This window comes from Bacillus sp. BK450, assembly GCF_004364885.1.
GTDB classification, from domain to species: domain Bacteria; phylum Bacillota; class Bacilli; order Bacillales; family Bacillaceae; genus Bacillus; species Bacillus safensis.
This window is the reverse complement of the sequence record NZ_SOBQ01000008.1, coordinates 26,503-49,046: the sequence shown is the minus strand read 5'-3', so window position 1 is coordinate 49,046 and position 22,544 is coordinate 26,503. Positions and strand designations below refer to the sequence as shown.

Here is a 22,544-nt window from a genome sequence, read left to right as displayed (position 1 = left end):
CTTGTACAACGTAATTGGTGTTCGCTTTAAAAAAGCGGGCAAAATCTATTATTTCGATCCTAATGGATTTCATATAGAAAATGATAGTTGTGTCATTGTAGAAACGGTTAGAGGGGTTGAGTACGGACAAGTGGTCATCGCCAACAAAAAAGTAGATGAACACGATGTGGTTCTCCCTCTGCGTAAAGTCATTCGTGTAGCAGACGAACGTGACCGGCTCATCGTTGAGGAAAACAAAGAAGCAGCGATGACAGCCTTTGATACATGTCTTCAGAAAGTAAGTGAACATGGGCTGGAAATGAAATTGGTTGATGTTGAATTTACATTTGACCGAAACAAGGTCATCTTCTACTTCACAGCAGATGGGAGAGTTGATTTCCGTGAGCTAGTGAAGGATCTTGCATCAATCTTCAAAACGAGAATTGAACTTCGCCAGATTGGCGTAAGAGACGAGGCAAAAATGCTTGGCGGCATTGGTCCTTGCGGGCGAATGCTTTGCTGTTCGACATTCTTAGGAGACTTTGAACCAGTGTCGATTAAGATGGCAAAGGATCAAAACTTGTCGTTAAATCCGACAAAAATTTCAGGCCTATGCGGACGTTTGATGTGCTGCTTGAAATATGAGAATGATGAGTATGAAACAGCGAAGGAACAATTACCGGATATCGGCGAAACGATTCAGACGTCTAATGGCTCTGCAAAGGTAGTAGGGCTCAATATTTTAGAACGAATTTTGCAAGTCGAATTAACCGGGCAAGAAAAAGTGATAGAATATACATGGGAAGAATTATTACAAGAAGGCGTTGTATCTGCACAAACAACTGAGTAACGAGGTGTGCCACCTTGGATAAAAAGGAACTATTTGATACGGTGATTAATTTAGAAGAACAAATCGGTTCTCTTTATCGCCAGTTAGGTGATTTGAAAAATCATATCGGTGAAGTGATTGAAGAAAATCATCAGCTGCAGATGGAGAATCAGCACTTGCGTGAACGTCTGGATCAGTCCGATCGAGACAAATCGTCTGAGGCAGAGAATGATTCTGCCCAGAAGCCAAGTCATTCTGATATAGGAGAAGGTCATGATAACCTGGCCCGGTTATATCAGGAGGGCTTCCATATTTGTAATGTACATTATGGGAGCATTCGTAAAGAGGGAGACTGTTTGTTCTGTCTGTCATTTTTAAATAAAAAATGAGAAAAGGCTTCCGCTGAATCGGGAGCCTTTTTCACAGGAAAAGAAAGGATACATCATGGTTTCGTTAAGAGAAGATGAACGGTTAGATTACCTGCTCGCCGAAGATATGAAGATTATTCAAAGTAAAACTGTGTTTGCCTTTTCATTGGACGCAGTGTTATTAGCTAAATTTGCGTATGTGCCAATCCAAAAAGGAGAGATCATTGATCTTTGTACCGGAAATGGCATCGTGCCATTACTGCTTTCAACTCGTTCTAAGGCCTCGATTACGGGGGTTGAAATCCAAGAACGGCTGTTTGATATGGCAAAAAGAAGTGTGGAGTATAATCAACTTGCGCACCAGATCGAATTGATTCATGGTGATTTGAATGATATGCCGGAACGCTACGGTAACCATAAAGTTGATGTAATTACATGTAACCCGCCATATTTTAAGACACCCTCTAAGGATGAAATCAATGAAAATGAATATTTGGCGATTGCACGGCATGAAATTCATTGTACATTAGAAGATGTCATTCGTGTTTCTTCAACGCTGCTAAAGCAAGGGGGGAAACTGGCGATGGTTCATCGACCAGGACGGCTGCTTGAGATTGTGGAATTAATGAAGAAATACCGAATAGAGCCAAAACGAATTCAATTTGTTTATCCCAAACAAGGGAAAGAAGCCAATACCATCTTGGTAGAGGGTATAAAAGATGGAAAACCAGATCTGAAAATTCTCCCGCCTCTTTTTGTTTATGGGGAAGATCAGGAGTATACAGATGAAATCAGGACGATACTGTATGGAGAAGCATAATCATTATTTCTATGTATTAAAATGTGCAGATGGCAGCCTGTATGCGGGTTATACAAATGATTTAAAAAAAAGATTGATGACCCACAATAGTGGAAAGGGAGCAAAGTATACAAGAGCGAGACGGCCGGTTGAGCTTTTTTATCATGAATGTTTTGCAACCAAAAGAGAAGCCATGCAGCAAGAATATCGTTTCAAAACGTGGACGCGGAAAAAGAAAGACATTTATATAGAAGAAATGCGAATGGAAAAGGAGGCGGCACATGAAAAAGACACAGAAAAGCTTTGATGGTCAATCTGATATGGGCATTCTTTATCTCGTTCCAACCCCGATTGGAAATCTAGAAGATATGACGTTCCGAGCGATACAAACATTAAAAGATGTAGACCATATTGCCGCAGAAGATACAAGGCAAACGAAAAAGCTTTGTCATGTATACGAGATTGATACACCATTAACGAGTTATCATGAGCATAACAAAGACAGCAGCGGCCACAAGTTAATCGAATGGCTAAAAGAAGGGAAAAATATCGCACTCGTGAGTGATGCTGGTTTACCGACGATTTCAGATCCAGGGGCTGAAGTGGTTCGAGATTTTACTAGCATCGGAGGCTATGTCATTCCGTTACCTGGCGCAAATGCTGCACTAACGGCACTCATTGCATCAGGAATCGCACCTCAGCCATTTTTCTTTTACGGTTTTCTCGACCGTCAAAAAAAAGAAAAGAAAAAGCAGCTTGAAGCCTTGAAGAAACGCCAAGAAACGATCATTTTCTATGAAGCACCCCATCGATTAAAAGAAACGCTGACTTTGATAAAGGAAGTGTGGGGGAACCGGAACATCGCCATTACGAGAGAACTGACGAAAAAATTCGAAGAGTTTATTCGTGGAGATTTAGAGTCTGTGATGACATGGGCTGCGGAGAATCAAATCCGAGGTGAGTTCTGTCTTGTGGTACAAGGAAATGATCAAGCTGAAGAAGAGATGAATGAAGAAGCATGGTGGACGTCCTTATCTGAAAAAGAACATGTGATCCATTACATAGAAGAAGGATTAACGTCGAAGGAAGCCATTAAGCGTACAGCTGTCGAACGTGGTGTGCCAAAGCGCACGATATACGATGCCTATCATATTGAACAATAAAGAAAGGTTCTTGCAAACGGTGCAAGAACCTTTTTTATATGAACCTTATTTTTGTGATTGAAGTTGGTTTTGGATTTCGTTAATGATTTGCTCTGCACCTTCACGGCTAAGAACTAATTTACCATTAGCAAGTTTAAGGTTATCGTCTGATACTTCACCTGTTACTTGGCAAGTCATGTTTGGTTTATATTTTTTTAAGATAATTTTTTCATCATCAACATAAATTTCCAAAGCGTCTTTTTCAGCGATTCCTAGCGTACGGCGAAGTTCGATTGGAATCACCACGCGCCCTAATTCGTCAACTTTACGTACAATACCTGTAGATTTCATCTTCATTCTCCTCCCAAAAAGTTCTTATTCTTAAAATAATATTATCTTCGTCATTATTCGACAAATTCCTTACATTCCTAGCATAACAAGGTTTCCATAAATCGTCAATCATTTTGTTTACTATTGTTTGTAAAATATGACTCTTAAAGTCAAAAGACCTTGAAACTACTGGTGTATAAGGATTTTGTAGGCTTTTCCTATGAAAATATAAGAAATGACGAGATCAGATTAACAAGACTTTTGCCCTAATTTAGCCAATTGTAAATCTGGAAATAGATTTAATACGACAATATTCGACAAAATGTCGACGGGTTTGTCGTTTTTTTCGAAAAACTCATCTTTTTCGATCATTTCATCTTGTTCTATGTATATATGCTTGATCTTAAAGGCTAAGATGGTATCATAGAGAAAGCACAAGTGCAAAATTAAATGAATTGATCTGACACATTTTCATGTAATGATGATAACCGCTCTCGTCCATTGGGCGGGAGTTTTTGACATTTACACACACGCAGGAGGTTCCGACATGCCGGAAAAGAAAAAAACGTTTTATCTGACAACACCTATTTACTATCCGAGCGGAAAATTACATATTGGACATGCTTATACGACAGTAGCAGGAGATGCTATGGCTCGTTATAAACGTCTTCAAGGCTATGATGTGATGTATTTAACAGGTACAGATGAGCACGGACAAAAAATTCAGCAAAAAGCTGAAGAACAAAATATCACACCGATCGAGTATTTAGATCCAGTCGTTGAAGACATTAAATCATTATGGAAGAAACTCGACATTTCGAATGATGACTTCATCCGTACAACAGAAAAAAGACATACGAAAATCATTGAGCAAGTCTTCCAAAAATTGCTTGATCAAGGCGATATTTATTTAGATCAATATGAGGGCTGGTACAGTATTCCTGATGAGACATTCTATACGGAAACACAGCTTGTTGATGTTGAGCGTAATGAGAAAGGGGAAGTCATTGGCGGGAAAAGCCCTGACAGCGGCCACCCTGTTGAATTAATTAAAGAGGAATCATATTTCTTCCGTATGAGTAAGTATGCGGACCGTTTGCTCGATTATTACGAAAAGAATCCATCGTTTATTCAGCCTGAATCAAGAAAGAATGAAATGATTAATAACTTCATTAAACCAGGTTTAGAGGATTTAGCAGTATCAAGAACAACCTTTGATTGGGGAATTAAAGTTCCTAACAATCCAAAGCACGTCATTTATGTATGGATTGATGCGTTATTCAACTATTTAACTGCGATTGGCTATGGAACAGATCAAGATGAAAAATATAAAAAATATTGGCCAGCCAACGTACATCTCGTAGGAAAAGAAATTGTACGCTTCCATACGATTTATTGGCCGATTATGTTGATGGCATTAGATCTGCCTCTGCCGAAACAAATTTTCGCACACGGCTGGCTGCTCATGAAAGATGGCAAAATGTCTAAATCAAAAGGGAATGTGGTAGATCCGGTCACATTAATTGATCGCTATGGCCTCGATGCCCTTCGTTATTACCTGCTTCGCGAAGTACCATTTGGTGCAGATGGTGTGTTTACACCAGAAGGATTCGTGGAACGTGTAAACTATGACCTTGCCAATGATTTAGGTAACTTGCTTAATCGTACAGTTGCGATGGTCCAAAAATATTTTGACGGCACATTAAGCAGCTATAAAGGTCCTGTTAATGAGTTCGATGAAGAGCTGAAAGCAGTAGCTGAACAAACAGTCAAAGCCTATGAAGAAGCGATGGAAAATCTTGAATTCTCTGTGGCTCTTTCAAATGTTTGGACATTAATCAGCAGAACCAATAAATATATTGATCAAACAGCCCCGTGGGTGCTGGCAAAGGATGAAACAAAACGAAAAGAATTGCATTCTGTTATGTATCATTTAGCAGAATCACTTCGAATCACTGCAGTACTCTTAACGCCGTTCCTAACGAAAACACCTGAGAAAATCTTCTTCCAGCTTGGAATTGAAGAAGAGAAGCTCAAAAGCTGGGATAGTATCCTATCATTTGGTGCGATTCAACAAGCAACGGTACAAAAAGGAGAGCCTTTATTCCCGCGTTTAGAGGTTGAAGAAGAAGTAGCCTACATTAAAGAAAAAATGCAGGGAAGTGCACCTAAGGTAGAAGAAGAGAAAGTAGAAATCGAAGAAACGGAATTACCTGAGCTGGGAGCAGAAATTGCATTTGATGATTTCTCAAAAGTTGATCTTCGAGTTGCACAGGTATTGGAAGCAGCCCCAGTGAAAAAAGCGGATCGTCTTTTAAAGCTTCAGCTTGATTTTGGATTTGAAAAAAGACAAATCGTCTCTGGGATTGCCAAGCACTATCAACCAGAAGAATTAGTAGGGAAAAAGCTTGTTTGCGTAGCAAATCTTACCCCAGTTAAACTCAGAGGGGAAATTTCCCAGGGAATGATTTTAACTGGAGAAACAGGCGGGAAATTGCAGGTTCTTGAAGTAGATCAAACTCTAGCAAATGGAACAAAAATTTTATAAATCAACAAAGGTGTTCCACGTGTAACATTTCGTCGAACACCTTTTGTTTTTTAGCAGAATTGTCGAAAGGAGCAATCAACCATGTTATTTGATACACATGCCCACTTGAATGCAGAACAATACAATGAAGACTTAGAACAGGTGATCGAAAGAGCAAAAAGCGAAAAAGTTGAGAAAATCGTGGTGGTAGGGTTTGACCGCCCAACAATTACGAGAGCGATGGAATTAATTGAGGAGTATGATTTCATATATGCAGCTATCGGCTGGCATCCAGTCGATGCTATTGATATGACAGATGAGGATTTGGCTTGGATCAAAGATTTATCTCAACACGAAAAAGTGGTTGCGATTGGAGAAATGGGTCTGGATTACTATTGGGACAAGTCGCCAAAAGATGTGCAAAAGGAAGTCTTTAGACGCCAAATTGCTCTTGCGAAGGAAGTGAAGCTTCCAATCGTTATTCATAATCGTGACGCAACGGAAGATGTTGTGACGATTTTAAAGGAAGAGGGAGCAGCTGAAGTTGGAGGTATTATGCACTGCTTTACTGGCAGTCTAGAAACTGCAAAAGCGTGTATGGAGATGAACTTTTATATTTCATTCGGTGGACCCGTGACATTTAAAAATGCCAAAAAGCCAAAGGAAGTTGTAAAGGAGATACCGAGTGACAAACTTTTGATTGAAACAGACTGCCCATACTTAACGCCAGTGCCATTTAGAGGGAAACGTAATGAGCCAAGTTATGTCAAATATATTGCAGAACAGATTGCGGAGCTGAGAGAAATCAGATTTGAAGAGCTTGCTGAATTGACAACAAAAAATGCAAAAAAAGTTTTCCGTATAAACTGACAGTATATGATGTCAATCCTTGTTTAAGCTTGTCCAATTGTGAAACATAACGAAAAAGTTCTACACGTTTGCGCCTCCTCATAGGATAAGTTGTCGATAAGTCTTTCTTCCCTTCCTTCCATAAATCTCCCATAATAGGTTTACAATCGAGCATTTTTGTACAGTGGGTGGAAGGGTTGACAGGTTTTGAGATACTCTATATAATCTCTCCGAGGAGAAGGAGGCGTTTTTCATCGTACAAAAAATGAAAAATCTGTTTTCTGTGAAGCTAGGAAAAGGCAAGGTTTTATTACTAGTTGTTTGCTTGCTTTTAGCTGGAACTGGAACGGCTTACGGTGCGCATGAGCTCACTAAGCAGTCTATTACCATTTCAATCAATGGTAAAGAGAAGACAATTCGTACACATGAAGAGACAGTAGCTCAGCTGCTTTCAGACCTTGGCATAAGGACCAAGGCGGAGGATCATATCTCTCCAAGTCTAAATACAAAGATTCAAGACAACATGAACATTGTGTATGATGCGGCTATACCGGTTCATCTGACCCTAGATGGGAAAGAGAAAACGATATGGACAACAGATCAGACGGTTGGAGCATTATTGAAGAATGAGAAGATAGATATTGGGAAGCACGATCAAGTAACTCCAGGAAAGAATGACAAGTTAACAAAGGATATGAATCTTGTGGTTCAGCAGGCCTTCCAGGTCAGCTTAAATGATGGAGGAAAAGATAAAAAAGTGTGGACCACTTCGACTACGGTCGCTGACTTTTTAAAGCAACACGAGCTAAAGCTCAAGAAGCACGATAAGATCAAGCCTGCGTTACATAGTAACCTTTCTAAAAAGAGCGCAGATATAAAGATCACTCGGGTGGAAAAAGTCACCGATGTAGTGGAAGAGAAAATTGCTTTTGATACCAAACATAAAAAGGATCATTCTCTTGAAAAAGGGAAAGAGAAGGTACTTAAAAAAGGTGAAGAAGGTAAATTGAAGAAGCACTATGCCATTGTGAAAGAAAACGGCAAAGTGGTGTCTAAAGAATTGATTAAAGAAGTGACCGAAAAAGATAGTAAGGACCGATTAGTGGCTATTGGTACACAAGTGGCCAAAAAGGAGCCTACAGCGTCCCCTGCGGTTTCACGAAGCAATGAATCGTCAGGAAAAGAATTTTATGTGGCGTCAACAGCCTATACAGCGAGCTGTGCTGGATGTACGGGCAGAACGTCTACAGGCTTTAATTTAAAAGCAAATCCGGGTGCAAAGGTCATAGCAGTTGATCCGAGTGTCATTCCGCTGGGCTCAAAAGTGTATGTGGAAGGCTATGGATATGCCGTTGCATCAGACACTGGATCTGCTATAAAAGGGAATAAAATTGATGTGTTCGTCCCAAGTAAGTCGGCAGCTTATCAATGGGGAAATAAACGAGTGAAGATTAGAGTACTCAAATAAACACATCAAATCATTTATATGAACAGAGGGCTTTGCGCACCCTCTGTTTTTTTGGTTATAATAGAAGCACTGTTTTCTAATTAATTAGACGCAAAAGCAGCATGAAAGGTTTCGTTTTTTTAACCAAAAAATGTAGATTGTTTTTGCAAGCGGAGGAATACATGAAAATCAAAGAAATCATTGTGGTGGAGGGTCGTGATGACACTGCCAGAGTGAAGATGGCGGTTGATGCAGATACGATCGAAACAAACGGATCCGCCATTGGCGATACAGTCATTCAACAAGTGCGTCTTGCGCAGGAGACGAGAGGGGTCATTATTTTAACAGATCCTGATTTTCCTGGTGAGAAGATCCGTAAAACCATCGCAGAGGCAGTTCCTGGCTGTAAGCACGCTTTTTTGCCAAAACATCTTGCGAAGGCGAAGCGGGATAAAGGAATTGGTGTCGAGCATGCTTCCTTGGACAGTATTCGGGAATGTCTTGCCCATGTCCATGAAGAAATGGAAGAATCGGAAAGTGACATTACATTAGACGACTTATTTGACGCAGGCCTTATCGGTGGCGAAGCATCGAAACGCCGCCGCGAACGACTAGGAGTGCTTTTAAATATAGGATATACCAATGCGAAGCAGCTGCAAAAGCGCCTTCACATGTTCCAAATAACCAAACATGATTTTATTGCGGCCTTAAAGACCGTCATGCAGGAGGAAGCCGATGAATAAAGATATTGCGACACCCGTCAGAACGAAGGAAATACTGAAGAAGTACGGTTTCTCTTTTAAAAAGAGCTTAGGGCAGAACTTCTTAATTGATACAAATATTTTAGATCGCATTGTTGATCACGCGGAGGTTACAGATGAGACCGGCGTCATTGAAATTGGGCCTGGTATCGGCGCATTGACAGAGCAGCTCGCTAAACGTGCAAAGAAAGTCACCGCTTTTGAAATCGATCAGCGTTTATTGCCTATTTTAAACGATACGCTCTCTCCATATGATAATGTCACGATCATTCATCAAGATGTATTAAAGGCGGATGTGAGAAAGGTCATCGAGGAAAATTTTGCTGATTGTAAAGAAGTGATGGTCGTAGCCAACCTTCCATATTATGTGACAACACCGATTATTATGAAATTGCTTGAAGAAAACCTTCCATTGAAAGGGATTGTGGTCATGCTGCAAAAAGAAGTAGCAGATCGTATGGCAGCTGCCCCTTCATCTAAGGAATACAATTCACTGTCTATTGCAGTTCAATTTTATACGGAAGCAAAAACGGTGATGGTTGTGCCTAAAACGGTTTTTGTTCCTCAGCCAAATGTCGATTCGGCTGTGATTAAGCTGACTGTTCGTGAAACGCCTGCTGTCTCAGTAGAAAATGATGCGTTTTTCTTTCAATTGATCCGAGCGAGCTTTGGCCAGCGCCGGAAAACATTGATGAATAATTTGATGAATAATCTACCTGATGGAAAAAAACATAAAGCGATCATCGAAGAAGCACTTCAAACAGCAGATATTGATGGAAAGCGCCGCGGAGAATCATTATCCATTGAGGAATTTGCCCGTTTGTCGAATGTTTTACAAAAAGCCCTATCGTAAGGGCTTTTTTCTTTTGTTTTTCACCACTTCAACTGTTCGGGCATAGGCTAGAAAGAACAGCATATATGAAAGACGATCATGTGTAGTGCAAGACGATACCAACAGGATATGAGCCTGATTGTGGAGTGAACAGCATGCAATTTCAAATAGGAGATATGGTGACGAGGGCATCCTATCAAATGGATATTATGTTTCGAATCATTCGAATTGATGAGACAGATCAGCACGAAGCCACTGCCATATTGCATGGGAATGAAGTAAGGCTGATTGCTGATGCTAAGATGTCGGATCTCGTCTTAATTCAAAAAGAGGAGCAGCTGACAAGGGAGAAGGACGACGAACGGAAAATTAACGAATCGCTCGACTTACTAAGACAGGATTATCAGCTGCTGCGTGAAAAACAAGAGTATTATACTTCTGGACAATATCAGCATCAGGAGCAGTATTTTCACATGCCTGGAAAGGTCCTTCATTTAGATGGAGATGCTTCATACTTAAAGAAATGCTTAGATGTATATGAACGAATTGGTGTGCCTGTATATGGAGTGCATTGTCATGAGAAGAAAATGCCAAGCGTGATCGATTCGTTACTTGATCAATATCGGCCTGATATTTTGGTCATTACAGGGCATGATGCGTATTCCAAGCAAAAGGGCGGCGTAAATGATATCGGTGCCTATCGCCATTCTCGTCATTTCGTTGAGACGGTTCAAAAAGCAAGAAAGAAAATTCCTCATTTAGATCAGCTTGTGATCTTTGCAGGCGCCTGTCAATCTCATTTCGAATCATTGATCCAAGCAGGTGCCAATTTTGCAAGCTCACCTTCACGTGTGAACATCCATGCGCTCGATCCCGTCTATATCGTTGCGAAGATCAGCTTCACTCCATTTGTAGATCGAATCAACGTGTGGGATGTGCTTCGTAATACATTAACAAGAGAAAAAGGCCTTGGAGGCATCGAGACGAAGGGTGTTTTAAGGGTAGGTATGCCATATAAAAAAGACCATGAATCGACATAACCCGACTGATTTCAGTCTGGTTTTTTTTATGTGTAAAAAGAAATTTCAAACGGATACATAATTCACCGGAATTTGAGAAAAATAGGGAGGAGAAAAGGTAGAAGTTTGTCAAAATTATTTTGTTGACAATGGCTCGTGTTGGTTGATATAATTTAATTTTTATTTGACAAAAATGGGCCGTTGTTGTATAATTATCTCAGTGAGGTGGATGCAATGGCGAAGACTTTGTCCGACATCAAAAGATCGCTTGATGGTAACTTAGGTAAACGTTTGACGTTAAAGGCTAACGGAGGCCGCCGTAAAACAATTGAGCGTTCGGGCATTTTAGCTGAAACGTACCCTTCTGTATTTGTGATTCAATTAGATCAAGATGAGAATTCGTTTGAAAGAGTTTCTTACAGTTATGCAGATATACTGACTGAGACGGTCGAATTAACGTTCGATGATGCCGCTAGCTCAGTCGCCTATTAATGGGCAGTGAACTTCTTGTTTACTGCTTTTTGTTTTGCCTTTTTTTCTGAATGGGAGTCTGTCCATTTTTTGAAAGGGGTAAAAGAAAGGATTCGATACAAAATAAGAAAGCCACAAAAGCAGTGGCACTGATTCGAATTCTCGACTAAAGGGGCTGTTTCGTTTGGGTAGACGCCGAGGCATTATGTCAGATGAGTTCAAATACGAGCTGGCGAAGGATCTTGGATTTTATGATACCGTCAAAAATGGAGGCTGGGGAGAAATTCGTGCGCGTGACGCAGGGAATATGGTCAAACGTGCCATCGAATTAGCTCAGCAGCACATGGCTCAGGAAGAGAATCAACGATAGAAAAATGGTCAGGGATACCTCAGGTGTCTCTGGCTTTTTTTGTTGAAAAAGTGAGTGTGCTGGGCGTAAAAGCCAATATTCATCAGATCCATCAAATGTGATACAATATTGATACTTATGTTTAGATGGAGAAGTAGGTGAAATGTTTGCGTATTTTAGAAAAAGCACCGGCAAAAATTAATCTCTCACTTGATGTCCATGGAAAAAGACCGGATGGATATCACGAAGTAGAGATGGTGATGACAACAATAGACCTTGCAGATCGACTTGAGCTGACGGAGCTGGATAAAGACGAAATCCGTGTATCATCTCATAATCGATTTGTGCCAGATGATCAGCGTAACTTGGCTTATCAGGCGGCTAAATTACTCAAAACAAGGTTCGGTATTCAAAAAGGAGTATCGATTGTCATCACAAAAGCAATTCCTGTTGCAGCAGGTTTAGCTGGAGGCAGCAGTGATGCTGCAGCAGCGCTTCGCGGTTTAAACCGTTTGTGGAAGTTGAATCTCACGTTAGATGAACTGGCTGAGCTTGGAGCGGAGATCGGCTCAGATGTGTCTTTTTGTGTACACGGAGGCACAGCACTAGCGACAGGACGTGGAGAAAAACTGAAGCATATCGCGACACCGCCGCATTGCTGGGTGATTTTAGCGAAGCCGGTGATTGGGGTATCTACAGCTGAAGTTTATAGACAATATGACGCAAGCAAAGTAGAACACCCAAATGTACAGCGTATGATTGAAGCCATTGAGGCGAAAGATTATAAAGAGATGTGCGGCTCACTCGGTAATGTTCTGGAGTCTGTGACATTAAAGATGTATCCAGAAGTAGATATGATCAAAAGACAGATGAAGCGTTTCGGTGCTGATGCTGTATTAATGAGTGGAAGCGGCCCAACGGTATTTGGCTTGATTCAATATGAATCGAAGGTACAAAGAATATATAACGGACTGAGAGGATTTTGTGATCAAGTATACGCTGTCCGCATGATCGGCGAACAAAATGCCCTTGATTAAATCCGTATATTAAGTTATATTATTCATAAATTATTCGGGTTCTGGGGGGTAAGTTCATGAAGTTTCGTCGAAGCGGCAGATTGGTGGACTTAACAAATTATTTGTTAGCCCACCCGCACGTACTAGTACCTTTAACTTTTTTTGCAGAACGTTATCAATCTGCAAAGTCCTCCATTAGTGAAGACTTAACGATTATCAAACAGACCTTCGAACAGCAGGGAATAGGCACATTGCTTACTGTACCTGGCGCTGCTGGCGGAGTGAAATATATTCCAAAAATACACCTAAAAGAAGCAGATGACGTAGTAAACGATATCGGAGAGGCATTATCAACTCCTGAACGTGTACTTCCTGGCGGTTATTTATATTTAACCGATGTTTTAGGCAATCCATCGATACTTGCGAAAATCGGTAAGCTGTTTGCGACCATCTTTGCGGACCGTGCGATTGATGTCGTCATGACCGTTGCGACAAAAGGTATTCCGATTGCCTATTCTGTTGCGGGTTATTTAAATGTGCCTGTTGTGATCGTTAGAAAAGATAATAAGGTAACCGAAGGATCAACTGTCAGTATTAATTATGCGTCAGGTTCTTCTAACCGAATTCAAACCATGTCCCTTGCAAAGCGAAGCTTAGATAAAGGCTCCAATGTGTTGATCATTGATGACTTTATGAAAGCGGGCGGAACCATTAACGGCATGATGAATTTGCTTGAGGAATTTAATGCAAATGTTGCAGGGATCGGTGTTCTTTTAGAAGATGAAGGCGTAGATGAACGTCTTGTCGATGAATATGTCTCGTTGTTAAAGCTTTCTACCATTGATATGAAGCAAAAAATCATTGAGATCAATGAAGGCAATTTCCACGAGTTTTTTCATTCGAAAGCGTAAGCTTTGATTAAACATGTATTTGAATGGGAGAGATTAATATGACAAAAGTTGTTCAAACCAAACATGCACCAGCAGCCATTGGACCTTACTCTCAAGGAATTATTGTCAATAACATGTTTTACAGCTCAGGGCAAATTCCATTAACCCCAGCTGGAGATTTTGTAAATGGAGATATTAAAGAACAAACACATCAAGTATTCCGTAATCTTGAGGCTGTACTTGAAGCAGCAGGTGCTTCCTTTGAAACAGTCGTGAAAGCAACTGTTTTCATTAAAGATATGGAACAATTCGCTGAAGTGAATGAAGTGTACGGTGAGTATTTCCATACACATAAGCCAGCTCGTTCATGTGTGGAAGTGGCAAGACTTCCAAAGGATGCGCTTGTAGAAATAGAAGTAGTTGCATTAGTTAAATAAACAGGCACTCTCAATGAAAGCCGTTTGGTTTCATCATATGCAGGGAAAGACATCATCATGATGTCTTTTTTTATGCTGAGAATGTAAGCGTCGTCACGAATATGACAAATAATGTATTAATATCCCGATATTTCAAAAAAGTTTAAAAAAAGAGCAGGAGAATCACCACGATCGTTGAATACCTAAGTAATGCTTTTATATTGGGAAAAGGTGGTGAACTACTGTGGAAGTTACTGACGTAAGATTACGCCGCGTGAATACCGATGGTCGCATGAGGGCGATTGCATCCATCACGCTGGACCACGAATTTGTTGTTCATGATATTCGTGTGATTGATGGAAACAATGGGTTGTTTGTAGCAATGCCTAGCAAACGCACGCCTGATGGAGAGTTTCGCGATATTGCACATCCAATTAATTCAAGCACTCGGGGTAAAATCCAAGATGCTGTATTAAATGAATATCATCGCTTAGGCGAAGAGGAAGAAACAATTGAATATGAAGAAGCTGGAGCTTCTTAATCATACGTGAACCTAAAAAGACGGCTTTAAGAGAAAATGAATGTTTTCTTTTAAATGCTGTCTTTTTTGCGTTCTTTCTCTTGTTTCTTAAGTCTTTCATCTGTTAGAAAATTATTGTACTTCCTTATGTATCCTTGAAATCACTCTTTATTTAGGATATATTTTTCTATGGATAATAGGGATATTGGAGGCCAATCAATGGATAAGCGGTTCGCAGTGATTTTAGCAGCGGGAAAAGGAACGAGAATGAAGTCAAAGCTATATAAAGTACTTCATCCAGTTTGCGGAAAGCCAATGGTCGAGCATGTGGCAGATGAAGCGTTAAAGCTTTCTTTAGCCAAGCTGGTGACGATTGTCGGTCATGGTGCAGAGGACGTGAAAGAGCAGCTTGGAGACAGAAGTGAGTATGCACTTCAAGAAGAACAGCTGGGAACAGCCCATGCCGTCAAACAAGCAAAGTCGTTCCTCGCGCAGGAAAAGGGAACAACCATTGTCATTTGTGGTGATACGCCATTATTGACAGCGGAAACAATGGAAGCCATGTTAAGCGAGCATCAAAAACATCAAGCGAAAGTCACTATTTTAACAGCACATGCGGATGATCCGACAGGCTATGGCCGTATTATTCGTGACGAAACAGGTGCTGTCGTGAAAATTGTGGAGCATAAAGATGCGAACGATGCAGAGCGTCAAGTGAATGAAATTAATACAGGGACTTATTGCTTTTCAAATGAAGATCTCTTCCGTGTGATTGAGCAAGTGTCGAATGAAAATGCACAGGGTGAATACTACTTGCCAGACGTTATTGAAATTCTAAAAAATGAAGGGCAAACAGTTGCAGCTTATCAAACACCGCATTTTGAAGAAACACTTGGAGTTAACGATCGTATCGCTCTATCACAAGCAGAGCAATTCATGAAGCGACGTATTAATCATCAGCATATGAAGAATGGTGTGACCTTGATTGATCCTGAGAACACGTATATTTCGCCAGATGCTGTCATCGGTGAAGATACAGTTATTTATCCTGGGACGGTCATCAAAGGGAATGTAAAAATCGGTGCAGACGCCACGATTGGGCCAAACACTGAAATTGTTGACAGCATCATCGGAGATCGAACAGTCATTAAGCAATCTGTCGTCTGCGATAGTGAGGTTGGAGTTGATGTGACAATTGGACCGTTTGCTCATATTCGCCCGTTGTCGAAAATTGGCGATGAAGTAAAAATCGGGAATTTTGTCGAAATCAAGAAAACAGTTTTCGGAGACCGCAGCAAAGCATCTCATCTAAGCTACATTGGAGACGCAGAGGTCGGAACTGATGTAAACCTTGGCTGTGGTTCCATTACAGTCAACTATGATGGGAAAAACAAATTCTTAACGAAGATTGAAGACGGCGCATTTATTGGCTGTAATTCAAATCTGGTTGCACCAGTCACTGTCGGAAAAGGGGCATATGTTGCAGCCGGTTCAACGGTTACAGAAGATGTACCGCAGGATGCATTGTCTATTGCTAGAGCAAGACAAGTCAATAAAGAAGATTATGTGAAAAATATTCATAAAAAATAATCCAAATACCCGGAGGTTTACCATACCATGTCTAATCGTTATGCTGATGCGAATTTAAAGATATTCTCTTTGAATTCAAACCCTGAACTTGCCAAAGAAATTGCCGATCGTATCGGAGTTGATGTAGGAAAGAGCTCTGTTAAACGCTTTAGTGACGGTGAAGTCCAAATCAATATTGAAGAAAGTATCCGCGGCTGTGATTGTTATGTCATTCAATCAACAAGTGCGCCAGTCAATGAGCATATTATGGAACTGCTCATTATGGTGGATGCACTAAAACGCGCTTCTGCGAAAACTGTCAATATTGTGATCCCTTATTACGGATATGCACGTCAAGATCGTAAGGCAAAACCTCGTGAGCCAATCACTGCGAAGCTTTTTGCGAACTTGCTTGAAACAGCAGGTGCTACACGTGTGATTGCACTTGATCTTCATGCGCCGCAAATCCAAGGTTTCTTCGATATTCCAATCGATAACTTAATGGCTGTACCAATCTTAACAAACTATTTCGAACAGAAGAACTTGAATGATATCGTTGTTGTGTCTCCTGACCACGGTGGTGTGACACGTGCGCGTAAAATGGCAGACCGCCTGAAAGCGCCAATCGCAATTATCGACAAACGCCGTCCAAAGCCAAACGTTGCTGAAGTCATGAACATTATTGGTAACATTGAAGGCAAAACGGCGATTCTGATCGATGATATCATTGATACAGCTGGTACTATTACACTTGCAGCAAATGCGCTAGTCGAAAATGGAGCAGCTGAAGTATATGCTTGCTGTACGCACCCAGTATTGTCTGGACCAGCAGTAGAACGCATCACAAACTCTAAAATTAAAGAATTGGTTGTGACAAACAGTATTCAATTAACTGATGACAAGAAAGTTGGAAAATTCATTCCGCTTTCGGTTGGGCCTTTGCTTGCAGAAGCCATCATCCGTGTACATGAAGAAGAATCTGTGAGCTACCTTTTCAGCTAATTTTCTGATTAAAAAAGGCCCTAGGCATCAAGCTTGGGGTCTTTTTGCTATCATCATTCACGGCAAATAGGTTTAAAATGATTCGGTTATGGGTAATTATGAGAGTAGTGACAAAAAAGAAATAGGATGGTGCTGAATATGGCAACTTTAAAAGCAAATAAAAGAACTGATTTCAAACGTTCCACACTGCAAAAAATCCGTCATTCAGGACACGTTCCTGGTGTCATATACGGAAAAAATACAGACAGCCTGGCTGTTTCATTAGACAGCATCGATTTATTAAAAACCTTACGTGATGAAGGGAAGAATACAATTATCACCTTAGATGTGGGTGGTGAAACGAAATCTGTGATGGTGACAGAATTACAAACAGATCCGTTGAAAAACGAGCTTGTCCATGCTGATTTCCAAGTCGTTGACTTACAGCGTGAAATTGAGGCAGATGTACCAATACAGCTGATTGGCGAGTCTAAAGGGGTAAAAGATGGCGGTGTGCTTCAGCAGCCACTATTTGAACTATCTGTTACAGCCAAACCAAAAGATATCCCGCAGAATATTGAAGCTGATATTACAAACTTAGAAGTCAATGATGTCTTAACAGTTGCTGATCTGCCTGTTCAGTCATCTTATCAAATCAATAACGATCCAGAAGAAGTCGTTGCTTCCATTCTGCCGCCTCAGCAATCAGAGGTTCCTGAGCCGGATAGCGAAGAAGAGCCGCAAGAGCCTGAGGCCATTAAAGAAAAGGATGACGATGGAGAATAACTGGTCATTTAAAGACGTAACCCTCCCGCGGTTGCGTCTTTTGTGCTAGAATGAAAAGAATTCATACGTTTTTACATGAGGCAATCTGATTGGCTCATTTTTTAGGCGTGTGCTGTGTGACAAAGGAGGTTATTGGTTTCATGATTGCATTCGTTGGATTAGGCAATCCAGGAAAAGAATATGAAAAAACAAGACATAATGTCGGGTTTATGACAATAGATGAATTATCGAAAAAATGGGACATTCCTTTAAATCAATCAAAATTCCATGGACAATTTGGAACTGGGTTTGTTTCGGGGCAAAAGGTTCTACTTGTAAAGCCGCTTACATATATGAACTTATCAGGAGAATGTGTGCGTCCGCTGATGGACTATTACGATATTCCCCTCGAACATTTGAAAGTGATCTATGATGATCTTGATTTGCCAACTGGGCGGATTCGCCTACGTACAAAAGGAAGTGCAGGCGGGCATAATGGAATCAAATCATTGATTCAGCATTTAGGTTCACCTGAATTTGACCGATTCCGTATCGGCATTGGACGTCCTCAAAACGGCATGAAGGTCGTTGATTACGTGCTAGGACGTTTCTCAGAAGAAGAACAGCCTGACATCGCATCAGCCATTCAATCGTCTGTCGAGGCTTGTGAAGCGGCTTTAAAAAAGCCATTTTTAGAAGTGATGAATGATTTTAACAAGAAGGTATAAGAATGATAAGCGAAGCACATACTGATCATAAAATCTCAGCATGGGAGGATCACGTATGGCTTTGCATTATTACTGCCGCCACTGTGGTGTAAAGGTTGGCAGTCTAGATGAATCCGCTGTCCAAAGTGAAGCACTTGGATTTCATCACTTAACAAATGAGGAAAGAAACGATATGATTTCTTATAGGGAAAATGGTGATTTACATGTACAAACCATTTGTGAGGATTGCCAAGAGGCGCTCGAAAGAAATCCTGATTACCATCAGTATCATACTTTTATTCAATAAAAAAGCTTTGGTGTAGATATTAGACCAAAGCGTTTTTCTGTTTTAAACAAACAGGGAGGAGGAGCCAAATGAAAAACATACAATCATTTATCAAACAAAGTGATGATTTTCAGTCCATTTTTAATGGGCTAAAGGAAGGGTTAAAAGAACAGCTGCTTGCCGGACTATCAGGCTCCGTCAGATCTTTATTTACAGCCGCGATATCAGACGAACTGAAGCGGCCAATGTTTATTGTGACTCACAATTTATATCAGGCGCAGAAAGTTACAGATGATCTAGCAAGTGTGATGCCGGATCGCTCGGTCCTTCTTTATCCTGTCAATGAACTCATCGCTTCAGAAATTGCAGTGGCCAGTCCTGAGCTGAGAGCACAGCGTTTGGATGTCTTGAATCGACTTGCGAATGGAGAAAACCCCATTATCGTCACTCCCGCTGCTGCGGTGCGCAGGATGCTTCCGCCAGTTGAGCTCTGGAAGGAGAGTCAGGTCCATTTAAAGATCGGTGAAGAAATTGATTTGGAGGCGTTTTCAAAACAACTCGTACAAATTGGTTATGACCGGACGTCGATGGTTGCAGCGCCCGGAGACTTTAGTGTGCGCGGAGGAATCATCGACATCTATGCGTTAACGGAAGATCATCCAATCCGTATTGAACTGTTTGATACAGAAGTAGACTCGATTCGAACGTTTCATTCAGATACACAGCGTTCATTAGAAACCCTTCAAGAAATCAAAATAGGTCCTGCAAAAGAGTTAATTGTGAGAGGTCCTGAACGAGTGAGAGCCATTGAACAGCTTGATCAAGGGCTGGCGAAGAGCTTAAAGAAATTCAACTCAGATCAGCAAAAAGAACTGCTTCATCAAAATATATCTGCTGATCGCGAGAAGCTGCTAGAAGGCATCGTGACACAGGAAATGACGAAGTACTTGTCCTATTTCTATGAAAAGCCTGCTAGTTTGCTAGATTACACATCGCAGGATACGATTATTATTTTAGATGAAATCAGCAGAATTCAGGAGATGGAAGAACAGCTTGAACAGGAAGAAGCCGATTGGACAATTAGTCTGCTTGAAGAAGGCAATATTCTTCATGATTTATCTCTATCTTTCCCGTTCCAAGAACTGATCAATCAGCAATCGAGATCCATTCTGTACTACTCTTTGTTCCTGAGACATGTCCAGCAGACAAATCCGCAAAATATCGTCAATGTATCTAGTAAGCAAATGCAGAATTTCCACGGACAGATGAATGTGCTGGCGAGTGAAATTGAACGCTATAAAAAACAGCAGTACACGGTTGTCTTCTTAGGTGCTGATGAAGAGCGGACAGAAAAGCTGTCGTCTGTTCTGCATGATTATGACATTGAAGCCGCTCTTGCTAAACCGGACGCTGAGCTTGTGAGCGGACAGGTGTATATTTTACAAGGTGAGCTGCAAACAGGCTTTGAACTGCCGTTATCAAAAATTGCTGTAATCACAGAAGGTGAACTCTTCAAGAAACGTGTGAAAAAACAGGCGCGTAAGCAAAAGCTGACCAATGCAGAGCGGATCAAGAGCTATTCAGAGCTTCAAGTCGGTGATTATGTGGTGCACATTAACCACGGGATCGGTAAATATTTAGGAATTGAAACGCTTGAAATCGGCGGCATTCATAAAGATTATTTAAATATTCATTATCAAGGAAGCGACAAGCTTTATGTACCGGTTGAACAAATTGATCAGGTGCAGAAATATGTAGGATCAGAAGGTAAAGAACCAAAGCTGTACAAACTAGGCGGCAGCGATTGGAAACGCGTGAAGAAAAAAGTCGAAACATCTGTACAGGACATCGCAGATGATCTGATTAAACTGTACGCAGAACGCGAGGCAAGCAAAGGATATGCTTTCTCGCCTGATCATGAGATGCAGCGCCAGTTTGAATCTGCGTTCCCTTACCAGGAAACAGATGATCAAATCCGTTCGATTCACGAAATTAAACAGGATATGGAGCGGGAACGTCCAATGGACCGTCTGCTTTGTGGAGATGTGGGTTACGGAAAAACGGAGGTGGCTATTCGTGCGGCCTTCAAAGCGATTGCTGACGGGAAGCAGGTAGCCCTGCTTGTTCCGACAACCATCTTAGCACAGCAGCATTTTGACACAATCATGGACCGATTCCAAGACTACCCTGTCAAAATTGCGCAGCTGAGCCGTTTCCGTACAAGAAAAGAGACAACTGAAACGTTAAAAGGGCTGAAAAACGGAACGATCGATATGGTTATCGGCACACACCGCCTTCTTTCAAAAGACATCGTCTACAAGGATTTAGGACTGTTGATCATTGATGAGGAACAGCGTTTTGGTGTGACGCATAAAGAGAAAATTAAGCAGATGAAAGCCAATATCGACGTACTGACATTAACGGCTACCCCAATTCCGCGTACGCTTCATATGTCCATGCTTGGCGTACGGGATTTATCAGTGATTGAAACACCGCCTGAAAACCGTTTCCCTGTTCAAACCTATGTGGTTGAGTACAATGGCGCTCTAGTCAGAGAAGCGATAGAGCGAGAATTAGCACGCGGCGGTCAAGTGTACTTCCTTTACAACCGTGTTGAGGATATTGAACGAAAAGCAGATGAAATCTCCATGCTAGTCCCAGACGCAAAAGTCAGTTATGCGCACGGGAAAATGAGTGAGAACGAGCTGGAATCAGTGATGATCAATTTCCTTGAAGGTGAATCAGATGTATTGGTTAGTACCACCATCATTGAAACGGGAGTCGATATTCCAAATGTGAACACACTCATCGTCCACGATGCCGATAAAATGGGGCTTTCTCAGCTGTACCAGCTAAGAGGACGAGTCGGGCGTTCGAACCGTGTTGCTTATGCTTATTTCACGTATCGAAAAGATAAAGTTCTTTCTGAAGTTGCGGAGAAAAGACTTCAAGCTATTAAAGAATTCACAGAGCTCGGATCTGGGTTTAAAATTGCGATGCGTGATTTAACAATTCGAGGAGCAGGGAACTTACTTGGTGCTCAGCAGCATGGCTTCATTGATTCGGTTGGATTCGACCTCTATTCTCAAATGCTGAAAGAAGCCATTGAGGAAAGAAGAGGCGATACAACGGCTCAAGATAAATTCGAGCCAGAAATTGATCTGCAAATTGATGCTTACATCCCAGACACTTATATTTCGGATGGCAAGCAAAAGATTGAAATGTATAAACAGTTCAGAGCAATTGGATCGATTGAAGAGAGAAAAGAGCTTCAGGATGAAATGATCGACCGATTTGGTGAATATCCGCAAGAAGTGGCTGACTTGTTTACGATTGCGACAATGAAGGTGTACGCTGTCCAGGAACGTGTCGAGCTGATCAAGATGGAGAAAGGCATTGTCAGAATGACTCTTGATGAGAAAGCAAGCAGTGAAATCGACGGTCAAAAATTATTTGAGCTCGGCAGTAAATATGGACGTGAAATCGGGTTAGGAATGGAAGGCAGCAAGCTGATTATTTCTGTCCAAACGAAAGGCAAGAAGACGGAGGAATGGCTTGAGGTTGTTCTTAACATGCTTCGAGGCCTTCAAGATGTGAAAAAAGAAACCATTCCATCTTCATAAAATTTTGTTTGTCTCTCGTGTATATTACGTTTGATGTGACGGATACTAAACTCAGGGTCAAGTGGTGAA

The 22,544-nt window shown here is 41.2% G+C and carries 24 protein-coding genes; 23 read left to right on the top strand and 1 reads right to left on the bottom strand.

What is annotated here, in order from left to right; all coding sequences use genetic code 11:
- Position 1 precedes the first annotated feature (1 nt).
- From ricT to rsmI, 5 genes are read left to right on the top strand one after another with little or no spacing between them, the layout of a single operon-like run.
- Positions 2–829 carry a competence/sporulation regulator complex protein RicT gene (gene ricT, locus EV579_RS18285; protein ID WP_024425628.1) on the top strand — a complete coding sequence of 276 codons (828 nt, stop codon included), beginning with the start codon at positions 2–4 and terminating at the stop codon, positions 827–829.
- A gap of 14 nt (positions 830–843) precedes the next feature.
- The gene (gene yabA, locus EV579_RS18280; RefSeq protein ID WP_024425629.1) at positions 844–1,197 is read left to right on the top strand and encodes a DNA replication initiation control protein YabA; all 354 of its coding nucleotides are present in this window, start codon (positions 844–846) and stop codon (positions 1,195–1,197) included.
- Positions 1,198–1,252: 55 nt separating this feature from the next.
- Positions 1,253–1,996 carry a tRNA1(Val) (adenine(37)-N6)-methyltransferase gene (locus EV579_RS18275; RefSeq protein WP_024427205.1) on the top strand — a complete coding sequence of 248 codons (744 nt, stop codon included), beginning with the start codon at positions 1,253–1,255 and terminating at the stop codon, positions 1,994–1,996.
- The gene (locus EV579_RS18270; RefSeq protein WP_133744998.1) at positions 1,983–2,282 is read left to right on the top strand and encodes a GIY-YIG nuclease family protein; all 300 of its coding nucleotides are present in this window, start codon (positions 1,983–1,985) and stop codon (positions 2,280–2,282) included. Before EV579_RS18275 ends, EV579_RS18270 begins: the two co-directional genes overlap by 14 nt.
- Complete coding sequence (gene rsmI, locus EV579_RS18265; protein ID WP_133744995.1) at positions 2,257–3,138, top strand: 16S rRNA (cytidine(1402)-2'-O)-methyltransferase; 882 nt, start codon at positions 2,257–2,259, stop codon at positions 3,136–3,138. The genes EV579_RS18270 and rsmI overlap by 26 nt, the downstream gene beginning before the upstream one ends.
- 45 nt (positions 3,139–3,183) lie before the next feature.
- On the opposite strand, the gene EV579_RS18260 is transcribed toward rsmI, so the two are convergent.
- Positions 3,184–3,474: an AbrB/MazE/SpoVT family DNA-binding domain-containing protein gene (locus tag EV579_RS18260; protein WP_087975202.1), complete on the bottom strand. Its 291-nt coding sequence runs from the start codon at positions 3,472–3,474 to the stop codon at positions 3,184–3,186.
- A gap of 520 nt (positions 3,475–3,994) precedes the next feature.
- Here EV579_RS18260 and metG point away from each other — a divergent pair.
- The 18 genes from metG (at position 3,995) to mfd (ending at position 22,475) form a co-directional block, all read left to right on the top strand.
- On the top strand, positions 3,995–5,995 hold the full coding sequence (metG, locus tag EV579_RS18250) for a methionine--tRNA ligase (RefSeq protein WP_024427203.1): 2,001 nt from the start codon (positions 3,995–3,997) through the stop codon (positions 5,993–5,995).
- A gap of 81 nt (positions 5,996–6,076) precedes the next feature.
- Positions 6,077–6,844, top strand: coding sequence for a TatD family hydrolase (locus EV579_RS18245; protein WP_133744993.1), 768 nt, complete (start codon positions 6,077–6,079; stop codon positions 6,842–6,844).
- A gap of 244 nt (positions 6,845–7,088) precedes the next feature.
- On the top strand, positions 7,089–8,291 hold the full coding sequence (locus EV579_RS18240) for a G5 and 3D domain-containing protein (protein ID WP_133744992.1): 1,203 nt from the start codon (positions 7,089–7,091) through the stop codon (positions 8,289–8,291).
- Between the two features lie 161 nt (positions 8,292–8,452).
- Positions 8,453–9,013: a ribonuclease M5 gene (gene rnmV, locus EV579_RS18235; RefSeq protein ID WP_017359323.1), complete on the top strand. Its 561-nt coding sequence runs from the start codon at positions 8,453–8,455 to the stop codon at positions 9,011–9,013.
- On the top strand, positions 9,006–9,884 hold the full coding sequence (gene rsmA, locus EV579_RS18230; protein WP_034284149.1) for a 16S rRNA (adenine(1518)-N(6)/adenine(1519)-N(6))-dimethyltransferase RsmA: 879 nt from the start codon (positions 9,006–9,008) through the stop codon (positions 9,882–9,884). The genes rnmV and rsmA overlap by 8 nt, the downstream gene beginning before the upstream one ends.
- A 134-nt stretch (positions 9,885–10,018) precedes the next feature.
- The gene (yabG, locus tag EV579_RS18225; RefSeq protein WP_024427198.1) at positions 10,019–10,903 is read left to right on the top strand and encodes a sporulation peptidase YabG; all 885 of its coding nucleotides are present in this window, start codon (positions 10,019–10,021) and stop codon (positions 10,901–10,903) included.
- Between the two features lie 213 nt (positions 10,904–11,116).
- Positions 11,117–11,374 carry a biofilm formation stimulator Veg gene (gene veg / locus EV579_RS18220; protein WP_024425637.1) on the top strand — a complete coding sequence of 86 codons (258 nt, stop codon included), beginning with the start codon at positions 11,117–11,119 and terminating at the stop codon, positions 11,372–11,374.
- A 163-nt stretch (positions 11,375–11,537) separates the two neighbouring features.
- Entirely contained in the window at positions 11,538–11,723 is a 186-nt protein-coding gene (locus EV579_RS18215) for a small, acid-soluble spore protein, alpha/beta type (RefSeq protein ID WP_017366434.1), read from the top strand.
- 146 nt (positions 11,724–11,869) lie between these two features.
- On the top strand, positions 11,870–12,739 hold the full coding sequence (gene ispE, locus EV579_RS18210; RefSeq protein ID WP_019743558.1) for a 4-(cytidine 5'-diphospho)-2-C-methyl-D-erythritol kinase: 870 nt from the start codon (positions 11,870–11,872) through the stop codon (positions 12,737–12,739).
- A 56-nt stretch (positions 12,740–12,795) separates the two neighbouring features.
- The gene (gene purR, locus EV579_RS18205; protein WP_024425638.1) at positions 12,796–13,629 is read left to right on the top strand and encodes a pur operon repressor; all 834 of its coding nucleotides are present in this window, start codon (positions 12,796–12,798) and stop codon (positions 13,627–13,629) included.
- A gap of 38 nt (positions 13,630–13,667) precedes the next feature.
- On the top strand, positions 13,668–14,045 hold the full coding sequence (gene ridA, locus EV579_RS18200) for a 2-iminobutanoate/2-iminopropanoate deaminase (protein ID WP_024425639.1): 378 nt from the start codon (positions 13,668–13,670) through the stop codon (positions 14,043–14,045).
- Positions 14,046–14,268: 223 nt separating this feature from the next.
- Positions 14,269–14,565, top strand: a complete 297-nt coding sequence (gene spoVG / locus EV579_RS18195; RefSeq protein WP_008357439.1) for a septation regulator SpoVG — start codon at positions 14,269–14,271, stop codon at positions 14,563–14,565.
- 198 nt (positions 14,566–14,763) lie between these two features.
- Entirely contained in the window at positions 14,764–16,134 is a 1,371-nt protein-coding gene (gene glmU / locus EV579_RS18190; RefSeq protein WP_024425640.1) for a bifunctional UDP-N-acetylglucosamine diphosphorylase/glucosamine-1-phosphate N-acetyltransferase GlmU, read from the top strand.
- 27 nt (positions 16,135–16,161) lie between these two features.
- Entirely contained in the window at positions 16,162–17,115 is a 954-nt protein-coding gene (locus tag EV579_RS18185) for a ribose-phosphate diphosphokinase (RefSeq protein WP_024425641.1), read from the top strand.
- A 138-nt stretch (positions 17,116–17,253) separates the two neighbouring features.
- Complete coding sequence (locus EV579_RS18180; RefSeq protein ID WP_024425642.1) at positions 17,254–17,880, top strand: 50S ribosomal protein L25/general stress protein Ctc; 627 nt, start codon at positions 17,254–17,256, stop codon at positions 17,878–17,880.
- A gap of 140 nt (positions 17,881–18,020) precedes the next feature.
- Complete coding sequence (gene pth / locus EV579_RS18175; protein WP_024425643.1) at positions 18,021–18,587, top strand: aminoacyl-tRNA hydrolase; 567 nt, start codon at positions 18,021–18,023, stop codon at positions 18,585–18,587.
- Positions 18,588–18,642: 55 nt separating this feature from the next.
- Positions 18,643–18,873, top strand: coding sequence for an anti-sigma-F factor Fin (gene fin, locus EV579_RS18170; RefSeq protein WP_003217967.1), 231 nt, complete (start codon positions 18,643–18,645; stop codon positions 18,871–18,873).
- 68 nt (positions 18,874–18,941) lie between these two features.
- The gene (gene mfd / locus EV579_RS18165; protein ID WP_133744991.1) at positions 18,942–22,475 is read left to right on the top strand and encodes a transcription-repair coupling factor; all 3,534 of its coding nucleotides are present in this window, start codon (positions 18,942–18,944) and stop codon (positions 22,473–22,475) included.
- Positions 22,476–22,544: the final 69 nt, after the last annotated feature.